Here is a 13,567-nt window from a genome sequence, read left to right on the forward strand (position 1 = left end):
CTCTTTCTGCTGTGACGCTTCGATGGATCAGAAGCGCTGGGTGTACTTCATGTAGTAGAAACGACCGATGTCGAAGCCACCGTAGTACGAGAAGCTCGAGTTCGGCTGGCTGTACATGACCGGGCCCTCGTGATTGAACACGTTGTTGGCGCCTGCCGAGATGGTGGCGTTCCAGGGAGTGTTGTAACGCACCTGCAGGTCGTGGAAGGTGTTCGAACCGGTGTTGCGGACCGGAATGGCCAGGGTGTAGGCCGAGGAGAAGTCCGGGTTGTTACACTCGGCGCCACCGGTGCGGTCGTAGGAACACTCTTCCTTCAGCCCTGAGTAGTAGCGCATGCCCCAGTTGACACCGAAGTTGCCCAGGCTCCAATCGATGTTCAGGTTCGAACGCACGCGGAAGTTGCCACCCCAGTCGCCAGTGCCCCAGCCGGTGTGCTGCTCGACGGCAGTCTGCTCTTCGTTGTCGCGCTTGTACTCCAAGTAATCGACGTAGGTGGTCTTCCAGTCGATGATGATGTTGCCGAAGGAGAACTCCGGCAGGCGGTACTTGATGCCCAGATCGTAACCAGCGGTTTCCTGGTAACCACCGTTGATCAGCGTGCGGGTGACGTCGGTCACCTGGGAGCCATTCTCCGGATCGCGGGTGACACGATCACACGCGTTGGCGTTGCCCAGAATGTAGCACTGGTTGAGGATCGAGGTAACCGACTCGGCCGCGATCACGTTGTCGATGCGGATCTTCCACCAGTCCAGGCTGATGTCCAGGCCCTGTACGAAGTTCGGGCTGTACACCAGGCCGACGGTCCAGGTCTTGGAGGTTTCCGGCAGCAGTTCGGCATTGGAGCCGGACAGGTAGGCGTAGTTGGACTGAGACCCCGGGCCAGTGGCATCGATACCGCCGGATGCTTCCTGGCGGAAGTTGGCCGGGACGGCACCGGCGCAGCGCGCGGCAACCTGCGGGTTACGTACCGCGGCACCGAACAGGGTGTCGCATGGATCGGTGTATTTGTCGAAGGTCTGCGAGGTGCCGCCGTACAGGTCAGCCACCGTCGGCGCACGGAAGCCCGTGGCGTAGGTACCGCGCACCAGCAGGTCATCGATCGGCTTCCACTTCAGGCCGAACTTGCTGTTGAAGGTGTTGCCGAAGGTGTTGTAATCCGAATAACGGCCGGCCATGTCGACCGACAGTTCCTTGGCGAACGGCAGGTCGGCCAGGATCGGCACGTTCAGCTCGAGGAAGAACTCGTTGAGCTTGTAGCCACCGGCGGTGGACGCACCGGCCAGGTCGGTGCTCAGGCCCGACTGCAGCAGCGCATCCGGGTTGTATTCGGCCTGCTCTTCGCGGTGCTCGTAGCCTGCTGCAAACGACAGGTCACCGGCCGGCAGGGTGAACAGCGCGCCGGACAGGTTGGCGCTGTAGACCTTGGAGGTGGTCAGCGACGTGTCGTGAGTCGGCAGGAAGAGATACTTCTGCAGATCCGGGTTGGACAGCGAACCAGCGCCGTCGATGCCATAACCAAGCAGCGGGTTCCACGGGGTGCAACCGGCGATGACCGCACCCGGGGCACCACAGTAAGCAACGCCGTTCTCGACGAACGACGGGCCGACGGCATTCTTCACGTTCGGGATGAACAGGTTGCCGGTGCCGGTCTTGGTGCCCTTGTTACGGTTGTAGACGTAACCGACATCCCAGTCGAAGTACTTATCGCCGAACTCGAACGAGCCTTCCAGGCCGGCCGAGAAGCGGAAGGTATTCAGCTCGGACTTGGTCTGGCGCGGCATTTCCCAGGTGCGACGCATGAAGTCGACATCCTGGTCCAGCGGGTTGAACGCACTGTCCTTGGACAGCTTGGTGCCATACGCGCTGGAGCGGTACGGGTAACCGGCGATCTGCTGCAGCGCCTCGCGTTCTGTATACAGAACGTTGGCGGTACCGCGGATGTTGTCGGTGAAATCGTACTGGCCGTTGGCGAACACAGAGCGACGCTTGATCCCGGTCGACAGATACATCTGCTGCGTCGGGTTGGACAGGTCGGCGTTGGTCAGCTCATGGTAGTTGGCAAAATCGGTCGGATCGGCGCCAGGGTTCACGACGTAGTTCTTGCCGCCGTTGACCAGTACGCCCTTCTCGGTGATCGCCGACCAGCCGTTGGCGTCATCTTCGGTCGGGAACGGATGACGTGGGCCGTTGGCATAGGCGCTGAAGCGGCGGTCCTTGGCCAGCACCGGCTTCTCGTCGCTGTACTCGGCACCCAAAGTCAACGAGCCACGGTCGTTGGTCATGCCGTAGACGAAGTTGTAGGTTTCCTTGTCACCGTCGCCCTGGCCGTACTGGCCGCGGTAGACGCTGGCTTCCAGGCCATCGAAGTTCTTGCGGGTGATGATGTTGACCACGCCGGCAATGGCATCGGAGCCGTAGATGGCCGATGCGCCGTCGGTCAGCACTTCCACGCGCTCGACGATCGAGGTCGGGATCGAGGCCAGATCGGTGTAACCGCCGGAGCTGACGCCCATGCGCTTGCCGTCCAGCAGTACCAGGGTGCGCTGCGGGCCGAGGTTGCGCAGGTCAACGTACTGGCCGCCGACTTCTTCGCCCGAGCTCAGGGCATCGGCGCGGCTGATCGCCGGCGAGCCGGTTGCCGACAGGTTCTGCACGATGTCGGCAACGCTGGTGAAGCCCTGCTTTTCAATGTCGGCGCGCTGCAGCGCGATGACCGGCTGCGCGGTTTCCATGCTCGCCTGGCGGATGCGCGAACCGGTGACCGAAATGCGGTCCAGGTCGGTCGTGCCGCCGGCAGCTGCGTCCTGCGCCGAAGCGAAAGACGGTGCCAAGGCAAGCGCAATGCCGGCCGGCAACAAGCCGAGCCGCACTGCAGGAATACGAACGTTCATCAATCTCTCCAAGGTACGTGTTAGTAGCGTGTTAAAACGCCCCAGCACGTTACGATTGCGTTGCGACGCTGCATTTGCGCGACCCAACCGGAGAGTTTGCAGAATGTGGCGGCAGCAGCCCGCCGTTCTCACGGAAGCGCGAAGCCGACTGCCCGTAACGGGCGCGGAAGGCCCTGGCGAAGCTGCAGCAGTTGTCGAAACCGCTGGCGGCAGCAACTTCGCCCACCATCATGTCGGTATCGCGCAACAGATCGGCCGCCCGTTCCAGGCGCAACCGTGCCGAAAGCGACTGCGGACTTTCCTCGTAGAGGCTCTGGAAGGTCTTGGAGAGATACCAGCTGGAGAAGTTGGTCAGTTCAGCCAGTTCACCGATGCGCACCACGCGGTGGCTGTTGCCTTCCAGGTACAGGCGGGCGCGCTGCATGCGGCCAAACACCTGGCGCTTGCGGCTGCGCGAGCGACCCGGGCAACGCTGCACGTTGTCGGCCAGCCCGCGCTGCAGGCCCGCCAGATGCAGCAGCAGCGGGCGCAATGCCTCCGCCGGCTGGCCACTGGCCAGCGCGTCGCGCCACAGGCGCAGCGCAACACGTGCATCGCCGCGGTTCATGCGACCACGCCCGGCATACAGGCCACAGTCGGCCATCTCGGCCAGCACGCGCAGCGCTTCGACGGTAAGGTTCAGGCCCAGGCACAAACCGTTGCGACCGGCCTGCACCAGCGGCCGCGATTCCTTCTCGAAGGCGATCCACTCGCCCTGGCGCAAACGGAAGCGTCCTTCCTTGGCTTCCACCCAGGAACTGCCGCGCACCTGCATCCACACAGTGAAGCTGCTGCCTGCGGTCTGCAGACTGCCCAGCCGGGCAACGCCCAGGCAGGTCGGCGCGACGTCGTCCAGGGCCTTGTCGAGGGAGATGGTTTGGCCGCGATCGGCCAGCGAGAGTTGACGCATGGGGGCACCACGGATTTGCCTAGTACAGGCCTCCGTTTTGCCCAATCTGGTGGGACCTCGTCAGGAAAGACTGCCGAGATCGCCACGAATTCGTGGCGAGAACCACACGAAAAAATTACGAAGAGAAATTCTTCTTCAAAATCAACATTCTGGAGAAGGCAGGGAACAGCGCCGGGGCTTGCTCGGGCAGCCGCATGATGCCGATGTCAGCGCCGTCACTGACCGCCAGCGCCACGTAGAGATCGCGCCCGTTGGCGCTGGCACTGAGTCCATTGCCCGCGCTGAGCCGCTGCGGATCAAGGCAGCGTTCCGGCACTTCGGTACCGGCCTGGATCAGGACCAGGGTCGTGCCGCACTGCGTGGACGTGCCGAGGTAACCGATGCCACCGTTCCCCACGACGGTCCAGGTGCGATAGCGCCACCGACTCGGCAGGTCTTCAGTGATCTGCTGCACACTGGCCGGTGACAGTGCCGGATCGACCGACCACAGCCCACCAGCGGCGAGGCGCGTGAACAGCACCCGTCCGCTGGCGCGATCAAAACGTGCCTGCGACACCCCATCAATGCTGGCCAGCCGGCGCCAGGGGTGAGAGCTGCGGTCGAACAGGCTCAAGCGCGTGCGCTGGTCGGCATCCCGCTCCACCACCAGCAGCTGGTCATCGCCGGCCCCGTAAAGCGCCTGCAGCGGTTGTTCGGCCGGCACCGGCAGTGGCTGCAGCCGCTCATCACGCGGCGAGATTTCGTAGACCACGGTACGTCCATGGTCATCGCGGCCAACCACCAGCAGGTGCCGGCTGTCGGCGGCCCAGTCCGGTGCCTGCCGGGCCTCCGGCCGCAGGCCTTCGATCAGCCGCAGCGAGTCCGGCCGCTGCATGTCAGCCCACCACAAGGCGAAACTGCCGGAGCGATCGGAGGTGAAGGCCAGCTGGCGGCCATCGGGCGCGGCCATCGGCTGACCATCACGGCCACTGGACGCGAACAGTCGTTCCGCACGTCCTCCCTCGATCGGAACCTTGAACACGCCGAACTGCGCCCGCCGGTGGACAAACGCCAGCACGTTGCCATGCCGGGATACCGCAGGCCACTGCGCATCATCCAGGCCAGCGTCGCGCAGCGTGCGGCGCTCGACGTCGAGGTAGTACAGGCGAACTTCACTGTCCACGCGACGGCCGAACACGATGGTGCGCCCATCCCCCAGCCAGGCCCAGCCTCGCTGCTCGGCCGCTTCATTGGTCAGCTGCTCGGGGGTACCGCCGCCGGCGGGCATCCGCCACAGATCACCCATCTGCGGATTGCGCACGAACACCAGCCACTTACCGTCTGGCGAGTAGCGCGGCGCATAGTCGAAATCATCGGCATCGACGCGGTAATCCAGCTCACGCCATTGGCCACTGGCCAGATCCAGCACGCGGATGCCGCGATGCGCATAGCGTCCGACCATGCTGCCAAACACCAGCCCCCGGCCATCCGGGGTCCAGTCAAAACTGAGCAGCTCGGTGCCGTCGCAGCGGGTTGCCTGGCGCACGGCACCACCTGTGGCACTGGCGATCAGCACCTGGCAGCCGCCTCCGGCGCTGAATCGTGCAAACGCGATCTCGCGCCCATCCGGCGACCAGCTCGGGAAACGGTCGTTGGCACCGGCCGGAGGCGTCAGCAACTGGCGCGCGGGCGCATTGCCCGAGGTCTGCACCTTGATCGCACCGCCGTCCCCCCCGTCGTCGTTGGCCCCTTCGTAGGCCACCTGGGAACCGTCGGGCGAAAGTGTTGGATACGTCTCAAAACCACTGGTCGCGGTGATCAGCCGGTAAGGCCGCTGCGGGCTGCCGATCACGCGAACGCCGTTCTCCACGGCCGCATCAACCGGTGAACTGGCTTCCGGCGGCTGCCGCAACAGCAGCATCGTCAGCACGATCACCGTGCCAAGCATCAATATGCCGATTGCCAACAGTACCTGGCGCCGGACCCGTCGCCACGCCCGGCGAAGCCCCGGCACCGGCACCGTACCGACCGCGGCCCTGCCACCGGCGTCCGCGGGCGGCAACGGAAGATCGGCCAGCTCGCCGCTGTCCACGGCAGCCTCAGGCGCCTCCAGCACCTGCACCGGCACCAGCAGCCGATAACCGCTCTTGGCGATGGTCTCGATATAGGTCTGGCCGTTGTCGTCGTCGTTGGCGAATGCCTTGCGCAGCTGCGTGACGGCCTGGGTCAGCACGTCATTGGTGGGCAGCGTGTCGGGCCACACTTCGGCAAACAGCTCCTCGCGGGTGACCACGCGGCCGGGCTGCCGCAGCAGAACGCGCAGCACACCCAGCGCTTTCGGCGTCAGCCGGCGCGGACGACGCGCACCTTCAACTTCGACCTCTCGCGAGGACAAAGTGACGACGCATTCGCCAACCTGGATACGGTCAGCCTCGGGCGGCTGGATTTCGCTGCTGTTCATTTTCCGGGATACAGTAGGGACGGGCCTGGGCAGGTTTCACCAGCAATACCGCCCCCAACCGGGGACAACAAAAAGCCAGATTCCGCACACAGCATCGGCGCATACCGCAAAAACAATGAAGCGGGCGAATACTAGCCTATGCGGGTTACCTCGCCTATCGCGTGGTCGACATCCAGGCTCTCTCTCGCCGACGCATTCACATAATTTGCTGCACCATTCGCGCCCTGCGGGGCGCGAAATTTTTATCTGGCGTTCATTTTCACACGCGCCGCAGCATGGTCAATCCGACCAGTCGCGAAACCACCAAAGCCACGTACATCACGCCTGAAAACTGCTCCAGCATGACCAGGGCACGCGCCTGCGGATGCAGGGGTACTACGTCGCTCAAGCCAACACCCGAGAGCAAACTGAAGCTCAGATAAAGCAGTTCCATCCAGGTGCGCTGTGCACCGCCGCCGGAGCCCTGGAAACTGCCCGGATACCATTGTTGGCACACGGCAAAAGCAAATGCGAAGGCCCAGGCCAGCAGCGTGAATGTGGCGCCTGCGGCGAACAGTTCATCGCGGGTGACTTTATGGTCCTGGAGCATGTAGGCAATGAGCGCACCGGCCGTATAGAAGTACAGCAGGCTCTCCAGCAGTTGCGCGGTGGTCAGCAGCGCAGTGCGGTCCAGCAGTGCACCGGCCAGCGAGAACACCACCGAGGGAATGGCCAGCAGCAGTGCCAGCCAGGTGCCCAGCGGGCTGCGTTGCACCACCCACAATGCCAGGCCCAGCACCGCCATGCCGAACATGCCCAGCGCCGCGCGGCCCGCAGCGGTGTCATCCAGCGCGGGGTACAGCAGCACCGCGATCAGCTGGGCGCCCAACAGCCAGGCCGAAGGATGACGGCGGGCAATGGCCAGCCAACGGGTGGTGATGGCAACAGGCATGGCGTCCTTTCCCCAGGAAGATGGGCGGAGGATAGCCAGGAGCGGCGTGATGAGCGGTAGTGCCGGCCGCTGGCCGGCACCCCCGCTTCCGCATCACCCCTGGCGGTAGACCTCGGCACCGGCCGCGCGGAACTCCGCCGACTTCTCCTTCATGCCGGCTTCGGCGTAGTCACGCACATCCTGGGTGATCTTCATCGAACAGAAGTGCGGGCCGCACATCGAGCAGAAGTGGGCCAGCTTGTGCGCATCCTTCGGCAGCGTCTCGTCATGGAACTCCTTGGCCTTCTCCGGATCCAGGCCGAGGTGGAACTGGTCTTCCCAGCGGAACTCGAAACGCGCCTTGCTCAGCGCGTTGTCGCGCACCTGCGCGCCCGGATGCCCCTTGGCCAGGTCGGCTGCGTGCGCGGCAATGCGATAGGCCATGATGCCGTCGCGCACATCTTGGCGGTTGGGCAGGCCAAGGTGCTCCTTCGGCGTCACGTAGCAGAGCATCGCCGTGCCGAACCAGCCGATCATCGCCGCACCGATCGCGCTGGTGATGTGGTCGTAGCCCGGCGCGATGTCGGTGGTCAGCGGGCCCAGCGTATAGAACGGCGCCTCGCCGCACTCGCGCAGCTGCTTGTCCATGTTCTCCTTGATCAGCTGCATCGGCACATGGCCGGGGCCTTCGATCATGGTCTGCACATCATGCTTCCAGGCGATCTTCGTCAGCTCACCCAGCGTTTCCAGCTCACCGAACTGCGCGGCGTCGTTGGCATCGGCGATGCAGCCCGGGCGCAGGCCGTCACCCAGCGAGAAGGTCACGTCATAGGCCTTCATGATCTCGCAGATGTCTTCGAAATGCGTGTAGAGGAAATTCTCCTTGTGGTGCGCCAGGCACCACTTGGCCATGATCGAGCCACCACGGCTGACAATGCCGGTCACGCGCTTGGCGGTGAGTGGCACGTAGCGCAGCAGCACGCCAGCGTGGATGGTGAAGTAGTCCACGCCCTGCTCGGCCTGCTCGATCAGCGTGTCGCGGAAGATCTCCCAGGTAAGCGCCTCGGCACGGCCGTCAACCTTCTCCAGCGCCTGGTAGATCGGCACGGTACCGATCGCCACCGGCGAATTGCGGATGATCCACTCGCGGGTTTCGTGGATGTGCTTGCCGGTGGACAGGTCCATCACCGTGTCACCGCCCCAGCGGATCGCCCACACCAGCTTTTCCACTTCCTCGGCAATGCCGGAGGACACGGCACTGTTGCCGATGTTGGCGTTGATCTTGGTCAGGAAGTTGCGGCCGATGATCATCGGCTCGCTTTCCGGATGGTTGATGTTGTTGGGCAGCACCGCGCGGCCGCGTGCGATCTCGTCGCGCACGAATTCGGGTGTGATCACCTTCTGGATTGAAGCACCGAACGACTCGCCCGGGTGCTGCTGCAGCAGGCCGGCATCGCGGATCGCTTCCAGCCGCTGGTTCTCGCGGATGGCGACGAATTCCATTTCCGGCGTGATGATGCCGCGGCGCGCGTAGTGCATCTGGGTGACATTCGCGCCTGCACGTGCACGGCGCGGCAGGCTGCGCGCAGGGAAACGCACGGCGTCGAGTTTCGGATCAAGCTCGCGGTCGCGGCCGAACGACGAACTCAGGCCGTCGAGCTGTTCGGTATCGCCGCGCTCCTCCACCCAGCTGCGGCGCAGTTCCGGCAAACCGGCCGACAGATCGATGCGCACCTCCGGATCGGTGTACGGACCGGACGTGTCGTAGACCGTGACCGGCGCATTCTCTTCGCCGCCGAACAGGGTCGGCGTGCGGGTCAGCGCGATCTCGCGCATCGGCACCAGCAGATCCGGGCGCGAGCCGGCCACGTGTATCTTGCGCGATCCGGGAATGGGCCGGGTCACGGATTCGGAGAGTTGCTGGGCCTGTTGCTGCAGGGCGGAGAGCTGTGCGTTCATCGGGCATCGTCCAGGAAGGTCAGGGACGAAGCGGCGGCGCACTGCGACCCCGCGCGGACGGTCCTTGGGCGGAGTCCGGGCACGGCTGCATTGCAAAGCTTCCCTACGCCGGTATGAGCCGGATCAGGTTCCAAGGGACTGTCTCAACCGTGGCCACATGGCCCGGTACCCCCGCTTCTTGGTGTGCATTAGAGCATAGAACGTGCTGCGGCCCATGGCTGTTCCATCCACGCACGGCGTGGATCCGCTGTTTCTGTATTAACAGAACCGTGACATCGCATTCAGTAACGTGCACGCGCATCCTGCCGCTGCGGCCGGTGTTTCCTCGCCGCCTTCGCGGCCCCTGCCCGGTCTGTGCTGCATGTCGCCGGCCCCTCGCAGCAAGCTCTGCTCGCTCCCCTCAATCCCTTGATCGGAGAAGCCCCTTCATGGTGTTTCGCGTTTCCATTGCACTGGTTCTGCTGCTGGTGCTGCTCGCCGGTGTTGCACCCGGTCCCTTCAATACCGTGGTGCAGAGCATCCTCGGCGAACTCATCCGCGGCATCGGCTGGCTCTACCTGCTGGTCGTGTTCCTGGCCCTGGTATTCCTGATGTACCTGGCCTTCGGCCGCTTCGGCAACCTGCGCATCGGCGGAGAGGACGCCGAACCGGAGTTCTCGCGGGCCAGCTGGATGTCGATGCTGTTCGCTGCCGGCATGGGCATCGGCCTGGTGTTCTGGGGCGCCGCCGAGCCCATTTCGCATTTCAGCAAACCACCGGAAGGGCTTGCTCCGCAGAGCCTGGATGCGGCACGCGCCTCGATGCGCTATGCATTCTTCCACTGGGGCCTGCACCCGTGGGCCATCTACGCGCTGATCGGGCTGGCAATGGCCTGGTTCCAGTTCAACCGCAACGGCCGTGGCCTGGTCAGCGACATGCTGCAGCCGATCATCGGCCGCCACCATCGCGGCTGGATCGGTCGGGTGGTCAACATCGCTGCAGTGGTCGCCACCGCGATCGGTGTCGCGACGACGCTGGGCTTCGGCACCATCCAGATCGCCGCCGGCATCGAGCGCGTGTTCGGCGTGCAGGCTACCGTCCCAGTGCAGATGACCATCATTGCCGTCGCCTTCGTGCTGTATATGGCGTCCACCGCCAGTGGCGTGGAGCGGGGTGTGAAGTGGCTGTCCAATTTCAACCTGGCGTTGGCTGCCCTGCTGGCAGCCATCCTGCTGGTGCTGGGGCCGACCGGCTTCATCTTCGATACGTTCACCACCACGCTGGGCTCCTACCTCAACCAGCTGGTGACGATGAGCCTGCGCATGTCACCGTTCTCCGGCAGCACCTGGGTGGCGGACTGGACAATCTTCTACTGGGCCTGGTGGATCTCGTGGGCACCGTTCGTGGGCTCGTTCATCGCACGCATCTCGCGCGGCCGCAGCGTGCGCGAATTCGTGATCGGTGTAGTGCTCGCGCCGACGCTGCTGGGCTTCTTCTGGTTCGCGGTGTTCGGCGGCACCGCGCTGTGGGCGCAGATCTTCGGCCATGCCGACCTGGTGCAGGCGCTGGGCAATGGCTACGAGACGGTGCTGTTCACGCTGTTCGACAGCATGCCGCTGCCGCTGCTGCTGTCGTGCATCGCACTGGTACTGCTGATGATCTTCTTTGTAACCTCGGCCGACTCGGCGGTACTGGTTCTGGCCAGCATGTCCACTGACGAAGCAGGCGATCCTCCGTTGAAGCGCAAGCTGGCCTGGGGCATCGCCGTGGCGTTGATCGCAGCGGCGTTGCTGCTGGCCGGTGGCCTGGATGCACTGCAGGGCATGATCACGATTGCGGCGTTGCCATTCGCGCTGCTGATGGTGCTGGTGATGGTGTCGCTGTACCGCGTGCTCGACCAGGAGTACACGCGTGAGCGGCGGCAGGCGCAGCGCCAGCGGCACATGATCGATGCGTGGATCGCACGCGAGATGGCGGCGCAGGAGGAAACCCAGGCGGAGGCAGCGCGCGCGCACGATCAGGATTGAGGGGGTTTTGCAGCCTGCGGCTGCACCGCTTTTTTCAAGCAACGGCAACAACAACTTCAAAAGCGGCTCTGGATTTCTGCTGGTTTGGCGGGGAGGGGGCCGATGGCGAGACACGCCGCAAGTACGTCCCTGTAGGCTCGGCCACGGCATCCATGCCGTGGACGGTCCCGCCATCGGCCCCCTCCCCGCCTCCGGCAATTTCCCGGTGACGGCAGTAGATCCACGCCATGCGTGGATCAGGTGTATCGGAAAACAAGAAGGGGTCGGATCCGTTTTCCTTCGGAAAACGGGTCCGACCCCAACCCACAGCGCGCGGCTGTTGCTGTTGCTGTTGCCTTTGCTCTTGATCTTCTTCTTTCTCTTCCTGCGGTGGCGGCCGCAGGAAACTGTCCGTGGCCGGGCGGGTGGGTTGGCTGGGGGCGTGAGCCGCATGGGCCCGAGGCATGCCTCGGGCGGGTTGGGCCGGATGCCCAACCCCGGTCTTGCCGTGTGCGCAGGACAGTGCACACGAGCAAGCGGCGACCGAGCTTACATGGACGTACTTGCAGCGGCCCCCAGACAATCCACCCGCCCGGCCAAACCAAGCATCACTGAAACCCTCACCACCGCAGAGGGGGCTCAGCCCGGTGGCCGGAAAACCTCAATACCCCGCCGCCTGCCCATCCTTGCGGCTCTCCGAAGCACCGTAGTAAACCCCGGTCTCGGGATCACGCATGATCGCTTGGTACCCGCCATACGGGCCATCGGCGAACACGATGCGATGCCCCTTGCGCATCAGCGCGCGCACCGTCTCGTACGGGAAGCCGGTTTCCAGATTCACTTCACCACCGTCGGTCATCGCCGTGGCCTGACCCGTCGGTTCAGTCGAGCCTTCGTGCTGGATGCGCGGCGCATCACCGGCTTCCTGCAGGTTCATGCCGAAGTCCACCAGGTTCATCACGATCTGCGCGTGGCCCTGCGGCTGCATCGCGCCGCCCATCACGCCGAAGCTGGCATACGGCTTGCCGCCCTTGGTGATGAACGCCGGAATGATGGTCTGGAAGGGGCGCTTGCCCGGCGCGTAGCCGTTGGGATGGTTCTCCTGCAGCACGAACATCTCGCCACGATCCTGCAGGATGAAGCCCAGCCCCGGCGGCGCCATGCCGCTGCCCATGCCGCGGTAGTTGGACTGGATCAGCGAGACCATCATGCCGTCGGCGTCGGCCACGGTCATGTAGATCGTGTCGCCCTCCTCCAGCTGCTTCGGCGTGCCCGGCTGCACTTCCTTCAACGCCTTGTCCATCGAGATCAGCGCGCGGCGCTGCGCGGCGTACTCCTTGGAGATCAGCTTCTGCACCGGCGCCGGCTGGAATGCCATGTCGGCGTAGAAGCGTGCACGGTCGGCGAAGGCCAGCTTCTTCGCTTCGACGAACAGGTGCACGTGCTCGGGTGAGCCGAACGGGATCTTCGAGAAATCGTAGCCTTCCAGCACGTTGAGGATCTGAAGCGCGGCAATGCCCTGGCTGTTGGGTGGCAGCTCCCAGACGTCGTAGCCACGGTAGTTGCTGCTGACCGGCTCGACCCATTCACCGTGGTGCTCGGCCATGTCCTGATAGCTCAGGTAGCCACCGTTGGCCTTGAAATAGTCGCCGATGGTGCGGGCGATGTCACCCTTGTAGAAGGCGTCGCGTCCGCCATCGGCGATCTTCTGCAGCGTGCTGGCCAGATTCGGGTTCTTCCACATCTCGCCCTTGCGCGGGGCGTGGCCGTTGATCGTGAACTGCTCCTTGAAGCCCGGGTACTGCGACAGCTTGGGTACCGAGCGGTCCCAGTAGTAGGCGATCACTTCGGCCACCGGGTGGCCCTCGCGGGCGTAGCGGATGGCCGGCGCCAGGTTGTCGGCCATTGGCTTGCGGCCGAAGCGTTCGTGCAGCGCGAACCAACCATCGACCGCGCCGGGCACCGACACCGGCAGCGGGCCGGTGGCCGGAATGTCCTTCAGGCCACGGCGCTGGAACTCGGCCAGGGTGAGCGATTTCGGCGAGCGCCCCGAGCCGTTGTAGCCATAGAGCTTCTGCGTCTTCGGGTCCCAGACGATGGCGAACAGGTCGCCGCCGATGCCGTTGCCGGTGGGCTCCATCAGGCCCAGCGCTGCGTTGGCCGCGATGGCGGCATCCACCGCCGAGCCACCGCCCTTCATCACGTCCAGCGCGATCTGGGTGGCCAGCGGCTGCGAGGTGGCGGCCATCGCATGGGGGGCGATCACCTCCGAACGGGAGGCGAAGGTGTGGCCGGTAATGCGGTCGGCGGCAAAGGACAGCGCGGGCACGGCAGCCAGCACGGCGGCGAGCAGGGAACGGGCAAGGCGTCGGGACACGGTCGAGTTCCGATGGACGGGTGGTTCCCCGATCTTCGCCGCTGCGGCCTTCACG

Annotated in this window: 7 protein-coding genes and 1 riboswitch; of the genes, 1 reads left to right on the forward strand and 6 read right to left on the reverse strand. The window is 64.6% G+C overall.

Features of this window, described 5'->3' with window-relative positions; all coding sequences use genetic code 11:
- Positions 1-27: 27 nt before the first annotated feature.
- The 5 genes from AC5P7R_RS16205 to thiC all read right to left on the reverse strand — a co-directional run bounded on the left by AC5P7R_RS16205 (position 28) and on the right by thiC (position 9,150).
- Entirely contained in the window at positions 28-2,892 is a 2,865-nt protein-coding gene (locus tag AC5P7R_RS16205) for a TonB-dependent receptor domain-containing protein (protein ID WP_171952672.1), read from the reverse strand.
- A 49-nt stretch (positions 2,893-2,941) separates the two neighbouring features.
- Entirely contained in the window at positions 2,942-3,841 is a 900-nt protein-coding gene (locus tag AC5P7R_RS16210; protein WP_019662034.1) for a helix-turn-helix transcriptional regulator, read from the reverse strand.
- A gap of 115 nt (positions 3,842-3,956) precedes the next feature.
- Positions 3,957-6,281, reverse strand: a complete 2,325-nt coding sequence (locus AC5P7R_RS16215) for a winged helix-turn-helix domain-containing protein (RefSeq protein ID WP_227854045.1) — start codon at positions 6,279-6,281, stop codon at positions 3,957-3,959.
- Between the two features lie 259 nt (positions 6,282-6,540).
- Positions 6,541-7,212, reverse strand: a complete 672-nt coding sequence (locus AC5P7R_RS16220) for an ion channel (protein ID WP_019662036.1) — start codon at positions 7,210-7,212, stop codon at positions 6,541-6,543.
- A 93-nt stretch (positions 7,213-7,305) separates the two neighbouring features.
- Positions 7,306-9,150 (reverse strand): phosphomethylpyrimidine synthase ThiC, encoded by a 1,845-nt coding sequence (gene thiC, locus AC5P7R_RS16225; RefSeq protein ID WP_227854046.1) that lies wholly within the window; start codon positions 9,148-9,150, stop codon positions 7,306-7,308.
- Between the two features lie 82 nt (positions 9,151-9,232).
- Positions 9,233-9,333: riboswitch (TPP riboswitch) on the reverse strand.
- Between the two features lie 245 nt (positions 9,334-9,578).
- On the opposite strand from thiC, the gene AC5P7R_RS16230 reads away from it, so the two are divergent.
- Positions 9,579-11,156, forward strand: a complete 1,578-nt coding sequence (locus AC5P7R_RS16230) for a BCCT family transporter (RefSeq protein WP_021203612.1) — start codon at positions 9,579-9,581, stop codon at positions 11,154-11,156.
- A gap of 640 nt (positions 11,157-11,796) precedes the next feature.
- On the opposite strand, the gene ggt is transcribed toward AC5P7R_RS16230, so the two are convergent.
- The gene (gene ggt / locus AC5P7R_RS16235) at positions 11,797-13,512 is read right to left on the reverse strand and encodes a gamma-glutamyltransferase (protein ID WP_227854047.1); all 1,716 of its coding nucleotides are present in this window, start codon (positions 13,510-13,512) and stop codon (positions 11,797-11,799) included.
- Positions 13,513-13,567: the final 55 nt, after the last annotated feature.

The organism is Stenotrophomonas sp. YJH_SMC_27 (genome assembly GCF_059369815.1).